The organism is Levilactobacillus sp. HBUAS70063 (genome assembly GCF_038374745.1).
Classification (GTDB): domain Bacteria; phylum Bacillota; class Bacilli; order Lactobacillales; family Lactobacillaceae; genus Levilactobacillus.
Genome location: NZ_JBANSM010000002.1, coordinates 217,789 through 242,063, shown reverse-complemented (window position 1 = coordinate 242,063; position 24,275 = coordinate 217,789). Strand labels below are relative to the sequence as shown.

Here is a 24,275-nt window from a genome sequence, read left to right as displayed (position 1 = left end):
ACAGCGGACAGGCACCGTGCTGTGCGGGTAAACATCGCGGCACAGCGCAGTGCCTGTTCGGCTGAGGCTTAGCCAAGTGGGTTAAGTAACCCCTGACCTTGCTCTCAAACTAAGGGTAATTCTTCTACTTTATACGATCGCTTTACCAAGCTGGAACGGATAAACCGTGGAAGTACTTCTTGATTAACTTCTTAGTGGCTTCGGTTTGGTAAGCTTTGACAATCTTCTTGTAAGTCTTGTTGTTCTTATCGGACTTGTTAGCCGCGATGATGTTGACGTAAGGAATGGAGGCTTTGTTCAGCTTTTCCTTGTAGATGGTTTCGCTGTTTGGCAACTTGGCTTCGGCAGCGAATTCGTTGTTGATGACGGCTCCGGTGGCATCGCTCAAGGAACGTGGCGTTTGAGCGGCATCAACGGCCGTAATCTTCAGGTTCAACTTGTTTTGCGTAATGTTCTTAGGCGTTGGCAGTGCCACTTTGGAATCCACCTTGATTAACCCAGCGGATTGTAGAAGGTGTAAGGCCCGGCCTTCGTTCGTGGAGTCGTTTGGAATGGTGATTTGGTCGCCCTTCTTGATGTCTGAAACGTTCTTAACCTTCTTGGAGTACAACCGTAGTGGTGCGCGGACGGTCTTCCCGATGGAAACGATATGGCTCTTGTGCGCCTTGTTCCATTGGTCCATGAAGTACGTGTGTTGGAAGGAGTTGATGTCAATTTCGTGGTTCGTTAAGGCCGCGTTAGGCTGGTTGTAATCCGTGAAGGTAACCAGCTTAATGTTGATGCCTTCCTTCTTTAACTTCTTTTGGATTGGTTTCCAAATCTTTTCGTCGGAACCCATGATCCCCACTTTAACGGTCTTGTTGCTGGAGCTACTGCTAGACTTGCCACAGCCGGCAACGATCAACAGTGGAATTAACAGAACTAATAGCCAACTAAAACGTTTAAATGATTTCTTCATATTCAAAATCCCCTTTATCCCAATCTAAAATATAATTGCTGAATTACTGCGAGAGAAAACGGTGACCAAAAGAAAAGAGTCCGCTTCTAAATTAATAGAAACGAACTCTGTCGTGGTACCATTCTAATTCAAGTCAGCTGTTGCCTGACCCCTCATTAACACTCGCCAGCTTACGCCTTAAAGTGCGTGCACGATAATGAGTGCCAAGCATCACCACTTCATCACGAGGACTTAGCGGTGCCAATTCATTTCAGGCCATCTTCACCCCGCCGTGGGTTACCCGCTTTCAGCAAAACGCGGGCTCTCTTGGAGCCATTGACGGTGGTTACTCTCCTGATCACATTGTTTTCAATCGCTTAATTTAATTGCAAGTCTAATGCAACTTTAATCCGGTGTCAAGAAAAATCGTTAATAAATATTTTTATAACGAGCCCGCCACACCGGCCTTTTACCGCCATGACTGCTTTAAAATCGGTTTCACGCGACTAAAATTCTCACGTAAATTTCACTTAATCGTCTCGGATCTGTTCGCGTAAAATCCCCGCAGCCAGTAAAAACATGTGAGTCACCACCGGCCCAACGAAGCTAAAGCCGCGGCGCTTCAAGTCCTTGGCGATCGCACTGGCGAGGGGCGACTGATGGGTCAGCTCATCTCGGGTGACCGTCGGCAAGAGAAATGGCGTTCCATCGACAAAAGCCCACAGATAGGCGCTAAAGCTCCCAAACTCCCGTTGGACCTTTAGGATTGCCCGAGCATTCAGCAGGACCGCGCGAATCTTTCGCTGGTTGCCAATCATCCCCTCCGCGGCCGCAATCTCGGGGATGGCGACCTCGTCAATCAAAGCGGCGACTCGATCGATGGCCATGCCGGCAAAGACGCGCCGGTAGACCGGCAATTTGCTGGCGGCGGCTTGCCAACTCAGACCGACCTGAAAGACCCCCACCGTCAGCAATTCGAAGAGGACGTGGTCGTCGTGCGTGGGCGTGCCAAAATAATCGTGGTATTCCTGGACCCCATCCGTCTGCCAGTCGTGGCCATCGTCTGGTTTAATCGTCATCGTCTCATCCCCCTTGATTCCCATGATAGCAAATTCAGCGGGTTTTACCTAGCCCCACCACTAACACAAAACCCCAGGTGACTAGCGTTTGGTCTAGCCGCCTGGGATTTTCCCACACTTTGTCATTTAAAACGAGATATGCTCAGCAACCTAAGCTGGCCGTCTTGCCGTTCGCCCCAGATGAGCTGGAACGCGGTGGGCGGACGTTTTGAGCCAAAGTGCGGTCTCAAAACTCGCTTGGAACCGAAAACCCACGTTTCCAAGACGCCATTCCCTAACCGGCAAAGCCCGCCGCTAAGGGAATCCCACGGCTGAGCTCATCTTGGGCTTCACTCACGGCTGCGTACAACAATGAATGATAATCAGCCAATTCCGGTGGAAGCTAACGTGCAGTGCCGGGCACTTAGCAATCATTACGGACGGCTTCCACCGTAGCCGGGAGTGAAGCGGAATCTAGGCTCAGCCGGGGGATTTAGGGGCGAGGTTTGCCACTAAATCGGTGACTTTGAGACGATAACTTTTCGGCTCAAAGCAAGGTCCGAGACCGTTCTTTGGCTCGGGCCGGCCTCCCCCAGCGATCCAGCCTAGATTCCGCGAACGGCAAGGCGGAACAGTCCCGACCATGTTGCGGAGAGTCGCCGAGATCTGGCGAAAGCGTTACTTCATGTAGGCGTACTTATAGCTCCACTGAGTACCGGCCGTGTTGTGAATAACACCCTTGACATCCTTGCGCTGTAAGTAAGCGTAGTTGGCCTGGTACAGTGGCGTAAAGCTCTGTTGCTTGTTGATCAGCTTGGCCGCCTGGACCATATCTTGCCAGCGGGCTTCATCGTTGCCGGCATCGGTGCCCTGAGCCTTAGCGATCAGCGCATCGTATTGCTTGTTGGACCATTTCCCATAGTTCAGCGCATTGGAGCTCACTGGAATTTGCAGGAAGGAAATTGGGTCGTTGAAGTCAGCCCCCCAGTGTGAGAGGTAGAGGTCAAAGTCCCCGCTGGTCGAACGCGACTGGGCCACGGAGGCCGGCACGTTATCGATCTTTAGGTTAAAGCCACTCAGGTTCTTTTCCAACGTGCCCTTGAGGTATTGAGTCACGGTGCTGGCCGCCACGTCATCGTTACCGGCCATAATGTTCAGGTTGACCTTCTTAATGCCGAGTTGCTTCAATCCAGCGGCCCACTTCTTCTTGGCTAAAGTCGGATTGTATGTGGTGGTGTTCTTGACGACCTGTTGCTTGGCGAAATCTTCACCGGTCTTCGGATCGCTAGCCAGGCCACTCGCCACAAAGCCGGTTGGCGTCACGGAACCGTCCCCCAAGACCTTCTTCGTCAACTGACTTCGGTTGATGGACAAGGCAATGGCTTGGCGAATGTTTTGGTTGCTCATAATCCGCCGCTTCTCAGGGTTGGTATCTTTAAAGTTATATTTCAGATGAATCACAATCGAATACGGGTATTCCTTGAAGGCACTGTTGTTCTTATAGTTCTTCACCTGCTCCGTGGAGAGTTGGGCGAAGTCGAGCTTGTTGTTTTGATAGAGGCTCAGGCCGGTCTGCGGGTTCGTGACCACTTGGTAGTTAATCTTGTGGAGTTTAACCACCTTCTTGTCCCAGTATTGGTTGTTCTTCACAAAGGACCACGTATTACCGGTCCCACTCCAGTTAGTAATCTTAAACGGCCCGCTGTAGACCATGTACTGTGACTTAGTCGCATACTTCTTGCCGTACTTGTTCACCACTTTTTCGTTTTGCGGGGCAAACAGCGGATAGGCCATTAAAATCTTAAAGTAGGCAATCGGCTTATCCAGCTGAATCACAACGGTCTGCCGATTCTTCGCGTGAATCCCAATGGTATCGGGGTCGGCTTTGCCGGCAATGATCTTATCGCCGTTCTTAATGCCGGAGAACATGGTCGTGTACGACGCCTTGGTGGCCGGCGTCAACGTCCGCCGCCAAGAATAAACGAAGTCCTGAGCGGTAATCTTATCGCCGTTGCTCCACTTGGCGTTATCCCGAATGTGGAACGTCCAGGTCTTCTTGTCCTTAGATACTTTGGCGGAATCGGCCAAACCAGGAGCGACCTTCCCGTTCTTGCCGAGGCGGTAGAAACTTTCAAACACGTTCCCCGTTTGTCCGTAGCCAGTCGCCTTGGCTAGGTCAATCGTGTCGAGTTGGGCAGTTGCTGGTAACCGTAAAACCTGGGCTGGCTTAGTCGTTGAGGCGGATTGACCGCAGGCAGCTAAACCCAATCCTAATGCAATGACTGCCGTAACTAAGCCGATACTTGTCCATCTTTTCATAAAATTCATAGCTCCCTTATCCTCAAATTTAGTGGTGTGCAATCCCTAAATCCGTCATGAGATACAGAAAAAGCGGGTCTCCCTTCACGTCATCGTGATGGGAAACCCGCCTACAGAGACAACACGGACCGTTGTCGTCGTTATGTAGAACTACTGGTTAGCCGGAAAATCACGATTGAACGCAACGCAAACAAGCACGTTACATTCGCAACATGCGGCTAACATCATTTGGTTTTGGCTGGCGTTGAGCATCATCGTGATTTTCCCTCCTTACTTTTTGTAATCGAATTGGATTGCACAAGATTAAAGATAAACTCTTTTAGGTTGTTTGTCAAAAGAAATAATCGGTTACTAACATCTCAAACTAGAAAACTGTATACTGGAGATAATCGAATTAGTAGAAAGGATTTGAACGTATGGACATCGAACGAACGCTTACTGAATTGACGTTACCGGAGAAGGCTGCCATGGTCTCCGGCAAGAACTTTTGGTACACGGCGGCTGTGGAGCGCCTAGGTATCCCGGCCCTGATGATGACGGACGGCCCCTCGGGGTTGCGGAAGCAGGATCCAGACGCTTCGGCTGGCGATATTACCGATTCTGTAAAAGCCATTACATATCCGGCGGCGGCCCTCAGTGCCAGTTCCTGGAACCAAGACCTGATGAAACAACTGGGGGAACACCTCGGTGAGGAAGCCCGAGCAGAACAGGTTAGCCTGTTGCTCGGACCCGGCGTTAACTTGAAGCGTTCGCCATTAGGTGGCCGGAACTTCGAGTATCTTTCGGAAGATCCGTTAGTGGCCGGAAAGCTGGCTAGTGCCTACGTTGAGGGTGTTCAGTCCCAGCACGTTGGGGTCTCGGTCAAGCACTTTGTCGCCAACAACCGGGAAAATCAACGGTTCACGGCTTCCAGTGATATGTCGGCGCGGACCTTACGGGAACTCTACCTGCGGACCTTTGAAATCATCGTCAAAGCGGCCTACCCCGCCACGATCATGACCTCATATAACCGGACCAATGGTGTCCTGAACTCCCAAAACCGACATCTTCTGCGCGATATTTTACGGGACGAATGGGGCTTCCACGGTGCGATCATGTCCGACTGGGGCGCGGTGGCCGACCACGCCGCCGCACTGACGGCAAGCCTCGACCTCGAAATGCCAGGTAAGGGTCAGGCCTCCGTGGACGAAGTCATTCGGGCCGTCGAGACTGGCGAACTGGACATTGGGACCTTGAACAAAGCGGTCCGGCATTTACTCCACGTCGTCGACAAGTGGAAGCCGGCACCGCAACCAACGACCTACGACCATCAAGCCCACCACGATTTCGCCCGGAAATTGGCCGATGACAGTATCGTCTTACTCAAGAATCATCAAGACGAATTGCCACTGGAACCCGGAAAATCCGGTAAGGTGGTCGTTATCGGTGAACTAGCCGAACATCCACGGTACCAAGGGGCTGGGAGTTCTCACGTTAACCCAACGAAGCTCGTCACGCCACTGGAAGCCCTCAAAGATACCGGCCTTCAAGCGGACTACTACCCCGGTTATCAACTAGACGAGAGCGAAACCGATGACCAGTTGGCCGATGCCGCCCTGGCCGCCGCTAAGGATGCCGACCACGTCATCATCTTCGCCGGTTATCCCGCCTCGGCCGAATCTGAAGGGTTCGACAAGACGGCCATCACCTTGCCCGAAAATCAGACTGATTTAATCGGGAGCCTGGCCAAATTAAACGCTCACACCACGGTGGTTCTGCAAAACGGGTCGGCCGTAGAAATGCCGTGGATTCATACGGTTGCCGCCGTTATGGAAACCTACTTGGCCGGTGAAGCCGTTGGGGAAGCTACCTGGGATATCCTAACCGGTGCCGTCAACCCATCCGGTCACCTGACGGAAACGTTCCCGGTCCGCTTGACGGATACACCAATGGCCCCGACCTTTGCACAGGACCCCCGGCATGAACTGTACTCCGAAGGCATCTTCATGGGTTACCGGTATTACGATACGCATGAAATGCACGTGCTCTACGCGTTCGGTCACGGCTTGAGTTACACCGAATTTGAATTAACGAATCTGGCGGTCAAGCAGCATGACTTCGGTGCCACAGTAACGTTTGACGTTACGAACACCGGTGACCGTGCGGGTCAGGCCGTGCCTCAACTCTACGTGGCCAACCACACCTCGCATGCACCAATGCCAACCAAGGAACTGCGAGGCTTTACCAAGGTAGCCCTCGACCCCGGCGAAACCAAGTCCGTGACGTTAACGCTCAACCGCCAAGACTTCAGCTGGTGGCGTCAAGGCAAGCACCGTTGGCAAGCCGATTCCGGCGATTACGAAATCATGATTGGCCAGTCTTCACGCGACATTCGCCTGCAGACCAAGTTGACCATGGACTTCCAAAACTCGCCGGCACCGCTGACCGATGAGACCTACCTGGCCATCGTGGCTGGTAACCAACGACTCTTGCAACTCTTCAAGCAATACGTCATTGCCCCGGCCGACCGTGACGACAACAGCCTCTTGAGTGCGACGGATGAAAATGGCGATCCAACCGTTCTGCAAGATCAAATGTTCCTGAACATGCCGTTGCGTGCTTTGATTGCGCAAGGCGTACCCGCGGAATCTATTGCCGCCTTTATCCAAGCGGCCAATGCCCGGTAAACCTTAACGATAAGACAAACGAGCCCGAGACCTTTCCGTCTCGAGCTCGTTTTAATTTGGCCTCATTGTCGTGGCAACACCATATCCAGATGCGAAATCCCCGTATCCAGATAAATCGCACTGGTGGGTTGGAAGCCAAACGACGCATAGAAATCCTGCAAGTAGGCTTGTGCCTGGATAACGGTCGCCTTGGCTGCCGGATACGTGCGTTCGGCCGCCGTTAACGCCGCTTGCACCAGGCGCCGACCAGCGCCATTGCCTCGGTTAGCCGGTGCCACGAGCACGCGGCCGATTCGCACCTGTTGGCCTTCGTCAATCAATCTGGCATAGGCCGTGATATGTCCGGCCGCATCGCGCGTAAACAGGTGCTGCGCGTGGCTATCCAAGTCATCAACTTCCTGATAGGCACAGTCCTGTTCGACGACGAAGACCGCCACACGAATCCGATAGATTTCGAATAGTTCCGTTGCCGTCAGTTGATCAAAACTTTTTTGTTGAAATTCCGCCATACCGCCACCTGCTTAGTTCAAATTCTTAATGTGATTCTGGTGTGCCAGCGGATATTCCACCGGCGTATCCCAATCCGTTAACATTTTATCGGTGATTTCTACACGCTGTAATTCGAAATTATCGTAAGGTTCCATGTAGTAGGCACGTTCGTTAAGCCCCATATACCCGCGATACTGCGTGTAATCACTGCTACCATCCGTCTTAAGCTTGACGCCCTTAGGAATCGTCACGCCGTCCAAGAGGTGTTGCAACAAGTTCATGGTCGACGGCGTATCGGCGGTCGGCCGACTGTAGTGCTTGTTGAAGACCGTTCGCACGAACCGTGAGGGTGACGTGTAATCTCCGGGCATCCCAAAGGCGCCGGTCCCCGGTCCAACCGTCTTTAGGTTGAAGCCCTGATAGTCGTGAAGTGGTCGCGTATCGGCCACTAAAGTTCCGTACGTACTCAGGTTTTGCAGGTGCCAACTCAATTGCGGAGAGTTCGTCATAACGCCCACGGGGTCTTCAATCAAGTGTAGCTCCTGATCGGTGGCTTCCAGCACGGCCGTGTCCCCCGTTGGATCGCTAAAAATAAAGTGTAGCGGCACGGTAAAGCCTAGGAGCCCAACCGGTTTATCGACAATCTGAACCGCCGTAATCAACTCCCGCAGGTCGGCAACGCTCTTGGCATTACCCAACACCCAAGCGGTTAAATCGTGCGGCGCAATCGCCTGTTTATCGGCGGGTGCTGATTTGGCGTATTGCGCATAGTCGGAGAAGTAGAGAGCCGCCGCGCCCAGACCAAATTCATTAACGCCATCAACAAACATGTAATGACTCAGGTTTCGGCCGGCACCGACAAAACCATACTTCGTGGTGAAGTCGCCCGCGTCCCCCTGAATTTTCTGATTGCGGGGCATGAAGACCGGCTGGCCGCCCAATTCAAAACCATAGTCCATAGTGCGCGCCAAGAAATGGTCGCCTTGGCTATTTTCGTAGGTCAAACTCGTACACATCAAAATCATCCCGTTTCTAATTTAATTATCAATCATTTTAACCCTAAATTAGATGTCTTGCACGGATAATCGTTGAATATATAACTTATTTTTATAATCTCGGTCAAACGCTATCCTACCGCCGTTTTACGGTTCATCCCCGGAACGGTATACGCCTCATAAAATTGGTGATTTCGGCTAACGTTAACCGCCAGTAATTGGGAAGCTTTTTGATATCACGTTTTGCCGGCATGAGCTCAGAATCTGGGTCTGCCAAAATTGGCGTTAGTTCCCTTAAGCCTTGCCCGGCGGTACCGACTTGCGTCCTGTCAAAACATCAGCCGCCAGACAACGAACTAGAGCCTAACCTTTTTACAACACGTCGTCTACCGCCTCAAGGTCCGCAACCGATTGCAGTGCTTAGCCCACACCTCTCACCGGGCTAGTCCTCATCAATTTGGTAGGTCATCTTACTTTCGCCGTTGCCATTGCTGACCACCTGTAACTGATTAGGCACTTGCTCGCGTAACTCACTCACGTGACTGATAATTCCAATCATACGGTGCTTGCCCTCAACCGTTTCTAGCGATTCCAAGGCCGTCATCAACGCATCCTCATCTAACGACCCAAAACCTTCGTCGATGAACAGTGCATCCACATCAACACTCCCAGTCGTTTGCTGAATAACCTCGCCCAATGCCAACGCTAGTGCCAATGCGGCGACGAAGCTTTCACCCCCGGACAACGTGTGGACGCTGCGTTGTTCGCCGACGTGGTCATCATAAACGTTGATTTCCAAGCCAGAATTTTTCTTGTAAGTTGCCGGTTGGTCATCCACTAAGAACTGGTATCGACCGTTCGTCAACTGCTGTAAACGCTGGTTCCCCACCCTTAAGATTTGGCGTAAATACGTTTGTAAAACGTACCGTTCCAGACCTAACTTGCTATTGGGGCCATCCCCGTTGACGGCACCCACGAGCTCCGTTAATTCTTGGGTCCGCTTCAAGGCGGCTTCCTGCTGGGTAATTTGTTGTTGTAGCGCCGTCACGGTCTCTTCGTTTCGCCGCCACTGATCCTGTTGCGCATGGCGCTGGTCCTGAAGCACCGTGACCTGCTGGTTAGCCGTCCGCAAAGCGGTCTGAGTCTGCGCTCGGTCCGGCTCCGGTCGATCGGCAATGCGTTTCTCCAATTCCGAAATGGTCGTGGCAACGCGATCCCGTTGCGTCTGGAAATCCTGCAAGCGTTGGCGCTTCTCGGCGAGTGTGCCGACTTGCTGGAGTTGTTCGGCAACTTGGGACTCTGTGGCTGAATCGACCGTTTCAAAGTGCGCCGTCAGTCGCTCATGCAGATGCTCTTCGGTTTGCACACATCGTTGCTGGCTCGCCTGCTGTTCGGTAGCCGCCGACTTGGCTTCCGTTGTGGCAACCGTTAACCGATCCGTGGCTTGCGTCACACGTTGAGTGGCCGCCTCCCAAGTCTGCTGATCGGCCGCAAGTTGCTGCTGCAAGCGTTGCTCCTGAGCCTGAAATTCAGTTAGCGTGGCCGCGTGTTCTGGGAGCTGTTGCCGTTGGGTGGTCAACTGCGCCGTCAACCGGTCAACCGCACTGATCTTCTCCTGCTGAGTGGCCTGCGCCGTATGCAAGCGCTGATTCTGCTGATCGGCCTGCGCCGCTAGCGTCTTTAGCCGAGCCTGCGCCTGATCAACGGCTGCCAATCGTTGGTGATTAGCTTGTACCGCGGTCTGGTAGTCCGCCTGAGATTGCGTTAACTGCAGGGCCAAGTCGGTCAGAGACGTCTCTGGCGTGGCCCCCAGCTGTTGTTGAAAGGCCGTTAAATTCGTCTGCTGTGCCGTCTGTTGCTGGGTCAAGTCAGTCTGCAGATTATCTCGCTGGGTGGTGAGCTTGGTCAAGCGCTCCTGTTGCCGTTGGGCCTGCATCTGGGTCCGTTTGACCTCGTCTTCAGTGACGGTCGTATCCGCAACGGCCGCCGGGGCGGGATGATCGGTCGCCCCACAAATTGGACAGGGGCTGCCCGGCTTCAATTGCCCGACCAAGCGAACAATTTCATGGTTTAATAGTTCCTGATTCAAGTCCTCGGCATGCTGCTGCGCTTGGCTAGTCGCCTGTTTCTGCGCCGCCAGCTGGGTCTGAAGATCCGTCAACTGTTGCGTGACGATCTGTTCCTTAGCGGCTGCCGCCTGCAAGGTGGTGAGCTGGCGTTGCCATTCCTTGAGCTGTCCCTCCCGCTCCGTCAGCGACTGCCGTGTCCGATAAAGGTCGGCCTGTTCATCCACAATCTTTTGTTGGGTTTGTTGGGCCGCTTGATTCTGTTCCAACGCTTGCTGACTGTTTGCGACGGCCTGTTGCGCCGCCTGCAAAGCTGTTTGGGCATCGGTCAATTGCGCACTCAACTCCGCAATTTGCTGATAAACCGGCTTAATCTTCGCTTGCTGCGCCAATGCATCCTTGGTGGTCGCCATCCGCTGCGAAATGGGCTCCAATTTCTTTTGGGCGGCAATTGCCGCATCACGGGTGTCTTGTGTTTGGCGCAATTTCTCTTGCGCCTGTTTGGTTGCCAGCTGGCGTTGCTGCAGATTCTTCCGGGCAGCCAGTCGCTCTTGCCACGGCGTCTGAATCCCCTGAACCCACTCCAACTCGTCAATTGTTTGCTTCAAGGCGGTCATTTGAGGTAATTGCGTGGTCAGCTGTTCCTGACGACTCTTCTGGTCAGCCAACTGCCGCCGGTCCTTGAGCAACTGCTCCTCACGCGTATCCTGTTGGGTGAGCTGGGTGACGTGAGCTTGAGCCGTTCTGACTTGCTTAGTCAGGGTCGCAATCGTCGTCTGCGCGGCCTCTTGCTGCGCGGCCATCAACGTTAGTAATGCCGAGGTGTGATGGCTTGCTAACAAGTCTTGGGCGTGCGCTTGATTTTCCGGTGACCAGACCAGACTGGTTTGGAGTTGCCGCAACTGCTGGGCTACCCCTTCATTTTGCGTTCGATCCTGACGTAACTTATCCCGCAGTCGATCCGTCCATCGAGCAAAAATCTCGGTGTTAAACAATTGTTCCAAAACAGCGGCCTTATCCTCACTGGGCGCCACTAGGAATCGGCGAAATTCACCTTGCGGCAACAAGACGATCTGGGCAAACTGCTTGCCGTCCATCTGGAGTAATTTTTGCAAGTAATCATCGACCTGCCGGGATTTCGTTAGTTGCTGAACCTCGGTGTCGTGGTCGAAAACGGTCAGTTCAACACTGGCGGCCGACCGCGTCACCCCTTTCCCGCGTTTCTTCTTTAAGGTCTGGGCGGGTTCTCTGATAATCCGGTATTCCCGGTGTCGATGGCTGAAGGTAAAGGTGACCCGCGTGTGATCACTCGTGGTGGCAAAGTCCGACCGCATCGCCTGCGGTTCCCGGTCGACTCCCGATGACTGGTCGAATAAGGCGTAGCACATCCCATCGAAAATGGTGGTTTTTCCGCTCCCAGTCTTCCCGCTAATCAGAAACAGGGGCGTGGCGTCGAATTTTCTAAAATCAATGGTCTCATCACGGTAGGGTCCAAAGTATTGGAGGCGTAACGTTAAAGGTCGCATCTAGTCTTCCTCCTTCATGGCTTGCTGTAGCGTGGTTTTCGCCCACGTTTGCTGTTGGTCGGTCAAAGCATGGTCCGTCACCGTCTCGAAGAAATCCGTCAACAAAGTCAAGGGATCGCGTTGCACTTCTTCGATATTTAAGGTGTCCGGCGTCACATCGAGCTGGTTAACCCGTTGCAACTCGATAATCTTCGGAAAACGGGTCTTCAATCGCTGCATGACGTTAGCAATCGGTGTGGTATCCGTTAGCGCCACGGCAATAAAATCGTCGGCCGTCACCGGATACGACACCTCGGGATCCATCAAGTGGTCGAAGGAATCGGTCAGAACCACCAAATCATTCAGCGGCTTTAACGGCTTAAACGTCACACTGACGGGCGTCTGATCGGTATCCACAATCCAGACGCCCTTGGTATCTTCGGCCTCACTGGTGGAAAATTTTAACGGCGAGCCACTGTACTTAATGACCGGTTCATTCTGCAGGGCCTCCTTGCGGTGCAAATGACCTAAAGCCACGTAGTCAAACGGCGCCAATAGGTCAACGGGGACGGCATTCAAGCCCCCTACTTGGACCAAGGTTTCCGAGTCACTGTGCTGACTTCCAGCGGCAAAGAAGTGGGCCACCAAGACGTGTTTCATGGCTGGATCAAACTGTTGCTGCATCGCCGCCACCAAGCGTTCCATCCCGGCCGCAACCGTTTTAATGCTATCGTCTTGAAAATATTGCCGCACCGCAAAGGGTTCGAAGTACGGCAACAAGAAAAACTGGGTATTGTCCATGACCACGGGCTTTAAGCCCTCGGCAAGCCGCGTTTTCAAGTAAAAATCCGTGCTGGCAAACCATTCACGGCCCTGACCTAACCGTACGGCCGAGTCGTGATTACCGCTAATCGCGAGTAACGGCAGGTGTTGGTGGCGGTTTAAGTCCACCAGCATCGCATCCAAAGCGCTCACCGCATCCTCACTGGGAAGCGCACGGTCATATAAGTCCCCAGCAATGACGACCGCATCAACCTTCTCCGCTAGGGCAATCGCCTTGATCTGTTCGTAAGCGTCGCGCTGTTCCGTTAACAGGTCGTAGCCGTGAAGCTTCTTGCCAATGTGCCAATCCGCCGTATGTAAAAACCGCATCTTTATCTATCCTTTCTGTTGATTCTCCGGTGCCCAATCGCAATCCAGCAGGTGGTCGTTGACCAGCCCCGCTGCCTGCAAAAACGAATATACCGTGGTCGGTCCCACGAATTTAAAGCCTAATTTCTTCATTTCCCGTGAAATGTGTTGCGCCAGGTCGGTGGTCCCGGGAACCTCAGCCGTCGTGGCAAAGTGATGGCGAATCGGCCGATTGCCTACAAACGCCCACAACCACTCGGAAAAAGGCGTGGGCAACGGCCAATCACGCAGGACCCGAGCGTTATTCACGGTAGCTTCGAGTTTGCGGCGATTGCGAATAATTTCCGGGTTAGTCATTAGCCGATCGATATCGGTGGGCTGCATGGCCGCTACCGCCGCGATGTCGTAGTCCCGAAAGGCCTGCTCAAAAGCAGCTTGCTTGTTGAGCACCGTTTGCCAGCTCAGCCCAGCCTGATACGTTTCTAAACACAGCCATTCAAATAAGGTCCGTTCGTCATGCGTCGGTCGGCACCACACCTCATCGTGATACCGTTGCACTGCGGGCGAAGACGTGGCCCAATCACACCGTTTAACCATCATGAAACCCCCTCGTTTTCTCTTGTCCTAACTATACCAGATTCCTTTCCAAAAGGCCCGAACAAATGTTCACATTTATAATTTTGAAACCGTCACCATTGCCGTTATAATCGAAATAGCCGCTTAAAAATTAAGTGGCAGTTTTTACTTGACCGACCTTTCAGAAAAGGCTATGCTATTGTAAATGTTACGTTTTGGGGAATTGAGGAGGTTAGCATCATGCATAGCGCACACCATTTAAAACCACGGTCACTCTTTGTTGCGGCAGCGGCCGCATTGCTATTTGCACCGGTGGTCACGACCAGTACGGTCACGGCCCAAGCGGCCAGTGTGACACCATCGACCGCCATGCTCAAGAAGTCGAAGAGCTACTATCGCAAGAATGCCAAACGTTTAGGCAAAAAATACAAGCTCGCTTTTGACGCACAAACGGCGTTAAAAAAGAACGGTAAAGCCACGGTCTGGGTGAATACCAAGGACGCCAAGCTTAAGAGTAGCGTTAAGATTGCCATGAACTATTGGAACAAGAAGCTAGGCAAGAAGGAGTTCGTTCAAGGTTCCAAGAAAAACCATACCCTGACCTTCTCAATCTCCAAGGCGGCGGCCACCAAGAGCGACCAGAGTGATGCCTGGTGGACACCTAGCGCCAAGCGGTTACAGGTTCGGTGGTCCTACTACCAGGCCGAAACTAAGAATATTGGCGTGGCCATGACGAACCAACTCAACGATGCCTTTTACAACAAGTACGCCCACACCATCGAGACCAAGGCTAAGGCCAACTTGGCGGCTCAGGGGCTATCGACTTCCGATTCGACTTATCAGGATGCCTTTAACGCCGAAGCCCAAGCCGTTGAAAAATCCTTGCCCGCTTACACCACGCTTGAAAAAGAGGTCAGCGGCGTGAACACGGTCGCCAAGAATGGCCGGATGTACGAATACGCCAGTACGATTGCCCACGAGTTGGGCCACGTGATGGGCCTGAACCACTCACCGAATAAGTCCGATCTGATGTACTTTGAAAGTGGCAGTAGCAACGTTTACAGCTACAAGAAAGTTAAAGCCGGCCTGTCCAAGTACAATCCTGTGACTAAGACCGACAAGAACCGCGCGAAATTAGCCTTAAAGATTTACACCGCCGTTCATTAAGCTCTGAATGCAAACTAGTCACGATCAACGTCGTGGCTAGTTTTTTTCTGGCGGCAATTTTCTCATCTGAATGACCACGGCCTACAGGATTTTTCACCGTTTTCGCCAACCTTGCAATCGAACTGTAATCAATTGTAAATCTGTAGTAACCTGTTAGCCGGTCACACCGTGTACAATAAGAGGCAAAGACTGAGGAGGATGTCATTCATGCAAATTAAGTTACATAAATTGGTTGCGGGTATCGCTGCTTTTGCTGCCGTTTTGGCCGTTGGGGTCGGTTTAAACACCACGATCGCCAATGCCGCGGGTAAGAAAGTCGCCGATATTTCGCAATACCAAGGGAATATCAACTGGAAAAAGGCGTCTAAAGACTTAAAGTACGCCATCATTCGGGTTCAACACGGGAGTAAGGGCGATGCCGGCTACATGGTCGACAGCAAGCGTAACGTTAACGCCAACGGGGCCTACAAGTATGGCGTGCCATTCGGTCAATACATGTTTGCCGAATTTACCAGCGTTAAGGATGCCCAACAAGAAGCCAAGGACTTCTACAAGCGAAGTAACAAGCACACAAAGTTCTTCGTCTTGGATGAAGAAAAGCGGATGCCATCGGCTAAGGGCAAGGAACAGACCTACGTCAACGCTTGGTTAAAGACCATGCGTAGCCTGACCGACAAGCCATTAATCATGTACGCTGGCGAATACTACGCCAACTATCACAAACTGAACTTTGACAAATTCGATGGGACTTGGATTGCCAAGTACAGTTCCGTAAAGCCTAAGGTTAGTGGGACTTCCGTTGACCTGTGGCAGTACACCAGCACCGGTCGTGTTTCCGGTATCAGTGGTAATGTCGATCTGAACAAGGTTCTCGACAGTTCTGCCGTTAACAAGTGGTTCTCTGGTAAGACGACCAACACCGCCAGCTACTACACCAGCATGACGGATGTTAGTGGCATCAAGACCAAGAAGACCGTTTACGAATACTCGTCAACGTCCTTTAACAAGAACAAGCGGAGCACCAAGGTTACTGCCGGTAAGAAGTTAGCGGTCAAGGCTATCACGAAGAACAGCAAGAATGCCTACCGTTTCCAATTAACTAACGGAAAATACGTCACGGCCAACAAAGCCTACGTGTCAACCTACTAAACGAAACGTCTAAAAAGCCATCCCGCGGGATGGCTTTTTTCGTGGCAACTTCCACGGGTTCGTAACCATGGAAGCGGTTAATTATGCTATGATAAAGCTATTAATACTTCGGGAGGGTTTGGTATGCAGCAAGGTCTATTACTTGTTAATTTAGGCTCACCGGCATCGCCGGAAACGGCGGACGTGCGGGCCTACCTCAAAACATTTCTCAGTGATCGCAGTGTCATCGAAATGCCCCCGGCGCTGTGGCAACCCATCTTGCGGGGAATCATTTTACCCTTGCGGTCATGGCGCTCGGCCACCTTTTACCAACACATCTGGACCAAGGAAGGGTCGCCCCTCATCGTCTATACCCAGCGTATCACTCATCTGGTGCAGACGCGACTGCCCGATTGGCAGGTCCGCTACGCCATGACGTACGGCGAACCGGATATCGCCGAAGCGCTTAATCAGATGGTGGCCAATGGCTGCGACCGCATCGTCCTTCTGCCCCTCTTCCCCCAGTACACGCAAAGCACCCACGATGGCATCTTCAAGCAAGCGGCGACCAGCGACGCCAACTTGTTGCCAATTCGGCACTTTTATCAGGACAGCGCCTACCTCGACTTATTGGCCGATCAGGTCTGGCACGCCTATACGCAAGCCGACTTCGATGCCGTCCTCTTCAGTTATCACAGCATCCCCAGCGCAATGGTGGCGCACGGTGATCCCTACCCCGATGAGTGTCAGGCCACGACCCAGGGGGTGCTAGACCGTCTGCCTAACCTGCCCGCTGACAAAGTCCAAACGGTTTATCAATCCAAGTTTGGCCCGATGCCCTGGCAGAAACCCTACCTAAAAAATACGCTCATGCAGTTGGTTGAACTGGGCAAGCGCAATGTCTTAATTGCCACGCCGTCCTTTGTCGCCGACTGCCTCGAGACTCTGGAAGAGGATTACGTTCAAAATTACCAGACGTTCAAGGCCAGCGGTGGCGACCGTTTCCAGCTGGTTCCGCCGATGAACGACGATCCCCGTTTTGCCGAGATTCTCGTTAATCTGGCGCAACGAAAGGCACGTGACGGCCATGTCTGAACCCCAACGTCCCAGTCTCGACGAGGTCAATCGGAGCGTCGCCGTCCCCAATAATGGCGCGTCTTTTCTCCAGAAGTTTCTCGCTTACAGTGGCCCGGGGGCGCTGGTGGCCGTGGGCTACATGGACCCCGGCAACTGGCTGACCTCACTGGCTGGCGGTAGTCAGTACCGTTACCAGCTATTGGCCGTCCTGACGCTATCGATTCTGGTGGCGATGTTCATGCAGACCCTCGCCATTAAATTAGGGGTCGTGGCCCGGCGAGATTTAGCACAAGCCATTGCCGAACGGGTTCCCACACCGCTGCGCGTCACGCTCTGGTTGCTTAACGAGGTGGCCATGATGGCAACCGACCTGACCGGGGTGGTGGGCACGGCCATTGCGCTCAAATTGCTGGTGGGCCTGCCGCTAGTCTACGGCATTCTGCTCACGATTGCCGATGTCTTAGTCGTCTTGTTATTTCTTCGTTTTGGCATTCGGCGCGTCGAGTTCATCGTACTTGCGGCGATCCTGACCGTGGGCGTAATTTTTGCCATCGAGGTGGCCCGGGCGCATCCCGCCCTGCCGGCGATTGCCCGCGGCATTTTGCCGACCACCAGCCTACTGACCGACCATTCTAAATTAATTCTCAGTGTCGGTATCATCGGCGCCACAATCATGCCCCACAACCTATATCTCCACTCCGCACTGGCTCAAAGTCGGCGCTACGACGTCCACGATCCCCAGCAGGTCAACGAGGCTCTACGGTTTGGCAAATGGGATTCCAACGTCCACCTCATCGCCGCCCTTATCGTCAACGCCCTGCTTCTAATTTTAGGCGGTACCCTCTTTTTCGGAAGAACCGGGCAACTCACGAGTCTCCAAGCGGTCTTTGAGGGCCTCAAGGAACCCACGATTGTGGGTAACCTGGCCAGTCCTGTCATGAGTTGGCTGTTTGCCTTTGCCCTGCTGATTACCGGACTCATCTCGTCTATCACCAGCACGTTGTCCGGGCAAATCGTCATGGAGGGCTACATCCACATTCGCCTCCCCCTCTGGCAACGTCGATTGTTGACGCGAGCCGTCACGCTCATTCCCATCCTCATCATTGGTGGGCTCATTGGCTTTAACGACCGAACCTTTGAGCACTTAATCGTTTACGCGCAGGTCACCCTAAGTGTGGCGCTACCCTTCACCCTGTTTCCAATGGTCGCCCTAACCGGTAGCTCACGGGTGTTGGGAACGCACGCCAATCACCGGTGGGTCACGCTACTTGGCTACCTACTCACCGCAGTAATTACCGGCTTCAATCTGCAATTATTGCTTGATTTATTTTAAGATTTGCTGAAAAAAAAGCGCCTGGGACAAAACCTCCCAGGCGCTTTCGCGTCACCCTTACATAACCGAAACGGGCGCCAAAAGGTAGCCGTTTCGCTGTTCATCTATTGTAACCCCGTGACCACCTGCAAGGTCGCCGAGTAATAATTGTGCTTCTCAATGGTCCGTGGCAACTGCTTGGCCGTCTTGTTCTTCAAAGCCGTCTGCTTCATGGTCTTCGCCGCGAAGTGGACGGGCGCCGTGAACGCGGTATTCTCATAGTTGTTAACGGCCTTGCCACCTAACGTGTAAACGGCGGTAATTTTCTTTTTGCGGTTAAAGAATTTCAACTGCTTCAACAGCGCCTTCTTGGTGGTACCGTCCTTGCTCAGCTTGTACGTTTGAGCCAAGCGCCATGGAACTCGGTTGGCGTTGTACCCTACTTGGTTATCCGTGCTGGATTCGATACTGTACGGCTTGACGGCCTTTAACTTGAGGCTCTTGCCCGTCACCAGGATAAAGTCGGGGAACAGTCCGGTCTTATGCCGGGCACTCAACTTCTTCACGGCCGTCTGACTGCGGTTGGCCACCGTCTTCCAGCTACCGTCCTTGGTATATTTTGCAAACGTCTTGAAGTACCCCGTCATCAGGTCAGACGTCCGTAGCTTACTGCGATCGTAGCTGTTCGTGGCCCAGTTACCCATGGTTGGCAACTTGGTTGTCGGGTTGATTTCCTTTTGCTTAATGGCCTTAATCAGCTTCTTGGCCGCGGCCCGGTAATTGGTCTTCTTACTGCCCCACTGCTTATCCGCCAAAATCAAGGCGTAGGCAATATCCAAATCCCCGTCCGTTGCGGAATTCTTCTGCGACCCAGTACTGGTCATCTTCCCGCCACGTTTCGTCTGCTGCCACTGCATCAGCGGCGTCTTGCTAGAAATCCGGTGAGCCCGGTAGTATTTGTAAAATTGGTTGAAGGTCGCGTGCGTGTTGGCGCCCTTCTTGGCGGCTAGCACGGTGGCTAACATCCCGTAGCCTTGGCCTTCCGACAAGGCCGTGGTGCTTCCCTGTCCATTATTTGACTTCACATACTTCTGCGTCTTGCCGCCAACATAGGCTTTCTTCCACTGCTGATACTGCTTGACTGCTTGGCTCGTCTTGGCTTGCGCGGGCGTTGGTCGCAGGGCCGTTAAGCCCCCGACCAGACCGCCAACGACGAACAAGCTCAGGAACACTCCTAAAATTTTATGTTTGCGCATCCCGTGTCATTCCCCTTTACTGAGTCTTTACTTTTAATTATCTAACTTTTAATCAAAATTGTCGTTAAAAATGACTCATTCCTGCTGAAATGACCCCGCTCAATCGTCAACGATCGTACATAAAAAGGACCCGCCAATCCGGCCGAGTCCTCGTTTCCGTTAATCCTTAAAAATCTCCTTGGCAATTCCAAAGGCCGACCAAGCCTTAGGCCACCCCACGTAAAAGGCCAGGTGCGTAATCACTTCGGAAATCTCATCCTTCGTGATGCCATTGCCCTTCCCAATCTTCAGGTGCGCCGGGAGCTGTTCGAAGTTGCCCGCTGAGATGAGTGCGGAAATGGTAATCAGGCTCCGTTGGTGCGCGGATAACTTATCTTCTCGCGACCAAACCTGGCCGAATAAGACATCATCATTTAATTCGGCAAACTTAGGCGCAAATTCACCCAAGTTGTCACGACCTGCTGTTTGTTTCTTTGCCATAATTACGCGACCTCCTAGTCTAAAGCATCGTAATGCGCGTCATCAACGGGTTCCAACCATTCGGGTGTTCCAGCCGTAATGGCGATGTGGCTGAACCAACTATCCTTCGTGGCGCCGTGCCAATGCTTAACGCCGTCCTTCGTCACCACGACATCACCGGGGTGTAATCGCCGCGCTGGTTGGCCGGCTTCTTGGTACCAGCCTTCACCACCGGTCACCAGCAGAATCTGGAACCCATTGTGGTGGATGTGCCAGTTGTTCCGGCAACCGGGTTCAAAGGTCACATTGCCCACACCCACGCTAACATCGGGGTCGTTGACCAAGCCTTGTAAGTAACTCTGACCGGTGAAAACGTCCTGATAAGCCACATTCTTGTCGCCGGCGGGAAAAATAACGCCGTTTTTAACCGCTTCATTCTTTGCCAAATTGATCCGCTCCTTCTTGGTTAAATTGCTGTAAATAATCGTGGAAACTTTCGGAATCGGCGATGGTATGATCGATTTTGCCATCGTACCAGTCAATCTTGTGGCTCAACACCGCCAAATGCATCTGCAATTCGGCAATATCGGCCTCGGCATCGTCCTTGGCCCTTTGCAACAACGCCCGGCGCTCGGGGATGGTCGCATCCCCGGCTGCGCGCAACGTCACGTAACGCTTGAGTTCGTTCAACCGCATGCCCGTACCCTTGAGATGTAAAATGAAGCCGACCCAGCGGATATCCAAATCCGTATAGTAACGCACCCCGTTCTCATCTCGTTGCGACTTAATCAGGCCCTGATCCTCGTAATAGCGCAAGGTATACGTCGAAAGACCAACCAACCTTGCAAACTCGCCAATCCGATAACGTCTATTCGTTTCAACCATGGCGCCGCCTCCTCAATTCCTTACAAGTCCTAGTAAACACCTTCGAGTGCACTTTAAGTCAACCTTTTTTGGAAAAATTTTGACCGGTTTTCTGCTAAGCAGTGACATTCCCCACCCTGTAAAAAAGCGCCGTAACCCCCAACCGGGCTTACGGCGCTTATCTTTACTTATGGCAAAGTCATTTGATCAACGACCAGCGTCATCATCTGCTGGAACCGTTCATCGATTCGTTTCTGCGGTAGCTTCAAGTAGCCACCCAATTCCTGCATGATAAAGCCAAAGAGCGCCGAACGATACAGCGTCGATTCCACGAGGTTCGGGTTGTCCGCGCCCTCGAGGACGTGAAGACTTTCAAACATCTGCTTATACAAATCCCACAGGGCCTGATGCGTGCGTTTCAACTGGCGCAAGTCGTTAGGATTCATGAGGATGGGGGCCAGGTGCTTTTCTTGCCGACACCCCTTACGAAACTCCTGTGCAAAAACCAATAAGGCTTCCTTGCCACCTACGCCAAATAAACGATGCATCAGCCGGTCGGTTAACTTATTGACGAACCGCAGGCCCACCTGGTCTAATAGATCATTTAAACTATCAGCGTAGTTGTAAACGGATTGCGGGCGAATCTCCAAGGCATCGGCCAAGGCGCGGATCGTTAGATTCTCTAATCCCCGCTCCGCAATTAAACGATTAGCCTGATCTAACACAATCTCTCTGGTTAATGTTCGCCGTTTTACCACATTCTCGCCTCTTTCTGAAGTTCTCATGATCCTTATTATACCTTGAACGGCCTTGTGAAACCACATCTCCGACCAATCTTAATCGGCGCGACTACTTGTGGGCGACCGGACGATCCCGTGGAAAAAGGTCAACCATGGCCAGCCAAGCTTGGCCATAACCGCCACCAATCAACCCACTCCCCAACATGGCAAGGAGTAGGCAACGCGTTAATCCTTGGTACTTTGGCATCTGCTTGTCCTTTCTCATTCCTTCAATCGACCTCCAAGGCCCCGCCACGCTGGGCCACCACTTGCGCCGCTAACTGGTTGGCCTGCCGTATCGCGGCGTCCACAGGCTGACCCACGGCCAACCCGGCCAGTAGCCCACCGCAATGCGTGTCCCCGGCCCCGATGGTATTCACCACTCGGGTGGCTTCTCCCGGCACCATTCGGCCGACGCCCTGATCCACGTAATAACAGCCCTGCGCATCGAGGGTCACTACGACCAAGGCCCCCGTCAGTGCGTTCAGCCGCTTGGCGATCGTCTGGTACGTCTCCGTGGGGGTGCCTAGCCGTTGAATCTCGACCACGTTACCGTGAATCATGACACCGGGGCGAATCAGCTGCTGTAGCACCGCTGACGATAGCTGGCCGATTCGCGGGGAGGTATCGAACAGAATCGACAGCCGTGGGTAGCGTTGCAGGGCGGTCAAAATCACCGCGGCAGCTTGCGGATCTTCCAATTCATATCCCGAAAGATACACGTAGTCGTAGGTGTCTAGCGCGATCCGGTCGAACCATTCCGCTTGCCAGTAGCGTTCCACCCCACTGATGGATAGGAAGGCCCGTTCGCCATTCGCCTCGACAAACGAAACGTCCCAGCCGTTATCCGCCCGATCATCTTCCAGCAGAATCGGAATCTGTAGCCGCCGGAAGGCCTCCCGCACAATGGTGGCATGTTGGCCCCGACCCACCGGCGCCAATAAAGCGGCCTGCGTCCCGGCGTACGTCAAAGCCCGTTGCACATTGAACGCCGAGCCACCGACCTGGGTACGCCGCCATTTTCCAGGGACGTCTTCGCCACTTTGCGGCAAACGTTGCACGTCGACCACGACATCCACGTAAGCCGCGCCAATCACCAGTATCCCACCCATCCTACTCGACCTCCTCGGTGAGTTGCTTGCCTAATGGTCGAAGAATCAACATGCAAATCACCGCGGCAATGCCGGCCACGAAGACGCCGAGGCTGTTATCCCGGAAAATCCCCTGTGCAAAGGGACCATTCCACACAGCGTTATTCGTAAACAAGAAGCCCGTCACGACCGCAACCAACCAGGAGCTAATACCCTTCCAGTTGTAGCGATTGCGCGAAGCCAGCATCATCTCGCTCAACGCATAGCCATCCCGGCGATACAGGACGCTGTCGCACAGAAAGACGGCAACCCAAGCCGCTAAACAGGTCCCCAAAAAGCCCAAGAATAATTCAAAATTACCCATGAAGTCTTCGGCAATGAATAAGACGTACACCGGAATTAAAATCACAATCAGACCGTGAACAATGAGCGAATGCCGTTGTGAGATGTGAATACCCACGGTTTCCAGATTAATCCGTGCCGAACGCAGACTGATGATGCACTGGGGGATGAGGCCCCCCGCCGCGACCAAGAAGTAAATGACCGTCATCCACGACGGCAACGCACGGCTCATCACGTCAATTGGATTGGCAGCACTGGCGAGACCGGGTTCAACGGTGCTCAGGAGAACGCCGCCCCACATCAACACAAACAGCGGAATCGCGCCACCCAATAGCGTATGCCAGAAGGTTGCCCCCTGACTGGCCTGTGGCTTGACGTACGCTCCCCAGTCCGCGGCGGCCATGGACCAGCTAATCCCCGAACCCGCGGCCACGATTGAGACGGCCGGCCAGAAACCACCGAACCATTTCCCACTGGGCCGGGCCAACGCCTGTTGCCAATCGGCCTTCATCAAAAAGAGCACCAAAGTCATGACCGTCAAAGCCCCGAAAATCCAAGACAACCACGTCTGAACCTTAGCCAGAAAGGCCTCGTCCACCAGTCCCGAGAGAATCACCACCCCGGCAAACACGGTCAGCGCGAGCGCCGTGACCAGTCCCGACTTGGCAATGTGGATGACCTGAAACAACGACACCAACAGGAGGGTCCCGGTAATGACGTTAATCGCCAACCACCCCACCATATTGACCCAGGCAATCCCGTTGGGCAACTTATTTCCTCGCGTCCCGTAAGCCGCCCGCGATAATTTAAATGTCGTCACACCCTCGCGCTTCCCAATCATGGCCACCCATCCCGGAAAGACAAAGGACAGTGCGCCCAGAAGCGAAGCCAACGTGGCCTGAACAAACGACAAGTGATAACTCACAATAATAGCGCCAAAGACGATCCCCATAATACCAATATTGGCGGCAAACCAGTTGTAAAATAATTTTCCGGGCGTTAACGTCTTATCTTTCTGTGGTACTTTAAGTGTTTCCCCATTCATAGCGTCCTAAACT

Annotated in this window: 21 protein-coding genes; 5 read left to right on the top strand and 16 right to left on the bottom strand. The window is 53.1% G+C overall.

Annotated features, from left to right (window positions below):
• Window positions 1–142 precede the first annotated feature (142 nt).
• The 3 genes from V8I28_RS04030 to V8I28_RS04020 form a co-directional block, all read right to left on the bottom strand.
• The gene (locus V8I28_RS04030; RefSeq protein WP_341778839.1) at window positions 143–958 is read right to left on the bottom strand and encodes a MetQ/NlpA family ABC transporter substrate-binding protein; all 816 of its coding nucleotides are present in this window, start codon (window positions 956–958) and stop codon (window positions 143–145) included.
• Between the two features lie 509 nt (window positions 959–1,467).
• Complete coding sequence (locus V8I28_RS04025) at window positions 1,468–2,016, bottom strand: DNA-3-methyladenine glycosylase I (RefSeq protein ID WP_341778838.1); 549 nt, start codon at window positions 2,014–2,016, stop codon at window positions 1,468–1,470.
• 657 nt (window positions 2,017–2,673) lie between these two features.
• Window positions 2,674–4,314: a peptide ABC transporter substrate-binding protein gene (locus V8I28_RS04020; protein WP_341778837.1), complete on the bottom strand. Its 1,641-nt coding sequence runs from the start codon at window positions 4,312–4,314 to the stop codon at window positions 2,674–2,676.
• A gap of 416 nt (window positions 4,315–4,730) precedes the next feature.
• On the opposite strand from V8I28_RS04020, the gene V8I28_RS04015 reads away from it, so the two are divergent.
• Window positions 4,731–6,980 (top strand): glycoside hydrolase family 3 C-terminal domain-containing protein, encoded by a 2,250-nt coding sequence (locus tag V8I28_RS04015; RefSeq protein ID WP_341778836.1) that lies wholly within the window; start codon window positions 4,731–4,733, stop codon window positions 6,978–6,980.
• A 62-nt stretch (window positions 6,981–7,042) separates the two neighbouring features.
• Here the strand turns inward: V8I28_RS04015 and V8I28_RS04010 are convergent, their stop codons facing one another.
• From V8I28_RS04010 to V8I28_RS03990, 5 genes are all read right to left on the bottom strand, one after another.
• Window positions 7,043–7,489 carry a GNAT family N-acetyltransferase gene (locus V8I28_RS04010; RefSeq protein WP_341778835.1) on the bottom strand — a complete coding sequence of 149 codons (447 nt, stop codon included), beginning with the start codon at window positions 7,487–7,489 and terminating at the stop codon, window positions 7,043–7,045.
• Window positions 7,490–7,501: 12 nt separating this feature from the next.
• On the bottom strand, window positions 7,502–8,485 hold the full coding sequence (locus V8I28_RS04005) for a choloylglycine hydrolase family protein (protein WP_341778834.1): 984 nt from the start codon (window positions 8,483–8,485) through the stop codon (window positions 7,502–7,504).
• Between the two features lie 421 nt (window positions 8,486–8,906).
• Window positions 8,907–12,056, bottom strand: coding sequence for an SMC family ATPase (locus V8I28_RS04000; protein ID WP_341778833.1), 3,150 nt, complete (start codon window positions 12,054–12,056; stop codon window positions 8,907–8,909).
• The gene (locus tag V8I28_RS03995; protein ID WP_341778832.1) at window positions 12,057–13,187 is read right to left on the bottom strand and encodes an exonuclease SbcCD subunit D; all 1,131 of its coding nucleotides are present in this window, start codon (window positions 13,185–13,187) and stop codon (window positions 12,057–12,059) included.
• A gap of 6 nt (window positions 13,188–13,193) precedes the next feature.
• A complete protein-coding gene (locus tag V8I28_RS03990) occupies window positions 13,194–13,763 on the bottom strand; it encodes a DNA-3-methyladenine glycosylase I (RefSeq protein WP_445928180.1) in 570 nt (189 codons plus the stop codon).
• Between the two features lie 219 nt (window positions 13,764–13,982).
• Here V8I28_RS03990 and V8I28_RS03985 point away from each other — a divergent pair, with 219 nt between their 5' ends.
• The 4 genes from V8I28_RS03985 (at window position 13,983) to V8I28_RS03970 (ending at window position 18,447) form a co-directional block, all read left to right on the top strand.
• Window positions 13,983–14,909 (top strand): matrixin family metalloprotease, encoded by a 927-nt coding sequence (locus V8I28_RS03985; RefSeq protein ID WP_341778830.1) that lies wholly within the window; start codon window positions 13,983–13,985, stop codon window positions 14,907–14,909.
• Between the two features lie 207 nt (window positions 14,910–15,116).
• A complete protein-coding gene (locus V8I28_RS03980; protein ID WP_341778829.1) occupies window positions 15,117–16,058 on the top strand; it encodes a GH25 family lysozyme in 942 nt (313 codons plus the stop codon).
• 123 nt (window positions 16,059–16,181) lie between these two features.
• Window positions 16,182–17,132, top strand: a complete 951-nt coding sequence (gene hemH, locus V8I28_RS03975; protein WP_341778828.1) for a ferrochelatase — start codon at window positions 16,182–16,184, stop codon at window positions 17,130–17,132.
• The gene (locus tag V8I28_RS03970; RefSeq protein ID WP_341778827.1) at window positions 17,125–18,447 is read left to right on the top strand and encodes an Nramp family divalent metal transporter; all 1,323 of its coding nucleotides are present in this window, start codon (window positions 17,125–17,127) and stop codon (window positions 18,445–18,447) included. The genes hemH and V8I28_RS03970 overlap by 8 nt, the downstream gene beginning before the upstream one ends.
• Window positions 18,448–18,551: 104 nt before the next feature.
• On the opposite strand, the gene V8I28_RS03965 is transcribed toward V8I28_RS03970, so the two are convergent.
• The 8 genes from V8I28_RS03965 to V8I28_RS03930 form a co-directional block, all read right to left on the bottom strand.
• Window positions 18,552–19,682 carry a glycosyl hydrolase family 8 gene (locus V8I28_RS03965; protein WP_341778826.1) on the bottom strand — a complete coding sequence of 377 codons (1,131 nt, stop codon included), beginning with the start codon at window positions 19,680–19,682 and terminating at the stop codon, window positions 18,552–18,554.
• 159 nt (window positions 19,683–19,841) lie between these two features.
• Window positions 19,842–20,162, bottom strand: a complete 321-nt coding sequence (locus V8I28_RS03960; protein WP_341778825.1) for a carboxymuconolactone decarboxylase family protein — start codon at window positions 20,160–20,162, stop codon at window positions 19,842–19,844.
• Window positions 20,163–20,176: 14 nt separating this feature from the next.
• Window positions 20,177–20,587 (bottom strand): cupin domain-containing protein, encoded by a 411-nt coding sequence (locus V8I28_RS03955; RefSeq protein ID WP_341778824.1) that lies wholly within the window; start codon window positions 20,585–20,587, stop codon window positions 20,177–20,179.
• Window positions 20,574–21,026 carry a MerR family transcriptional regulator gene (locus V8I28_RS03950; protein WP_341778823.1) on the bottom strand — a complete coding sequence of 151 codons (453 nt, stop codon included), beginning with the start codon at window positions 21,024–21,026 and terminating at the stop codon, window positions 20,574–20,576. The genes V8I28_RS03955 and V8I28_RS03950 overlap by 14 nt, the downstream gene beginning before the upstream one ends.
• Before the next feature lie 167 nt (window positions 21,027–21,193).
• Window positions 21,194–21,763: a TetR/AcrR family transcriptional regulator gene (locus V8I28_RS03945; RefSeq protein ID WP_341778822.1), complete on the bottom strand. Its 570-nt coding sequence runs from the start codon at window positions 21,761–21,763 to the stop codon at window positions 21,194–21,196.
• A 91-nt stretch (window positions 21,764–21,854) separates the two neighbouring features.
• Entirely contained in the window at window positions 21,855–22,010 is a 156-nt protein-coding gene (locus V8I28_RS03940; RefSeq protein ID WP_341778821.1) for a hypothetical protein, read from the bottom strand.
• A 4-nt stretch (window positions 22,011–22,014) separates the two neighbouring features.
• Window positions 22,015–22,896: a PfkB family carbohydrate kinase gene (locus V8I28_RS03935; RefSeq protein WP_341778820.1), complete on the bottom strand. Its 882-nt coding sequence runs from the start codon at window positions 22,894–22,896 to the stop codon at window positions 22,015–22,017.
• A gap of 1 nt (window position 22,897) precedes the next feature.
• On the bottom strand, window positions 22,898–24,262 hold the full coding sequence (locus V8I28_RS03930) for a purine-cytosine permease family protein (RefSeq protein ID WP_341778819.1): 1,365 nt from the start codon (window positions 24,260–24,262) through the stop codon (window positions 22,898–22,900).
• Between the last annotated feature and the right edge of the window lie 13 nt (window positions 24,263–24,275).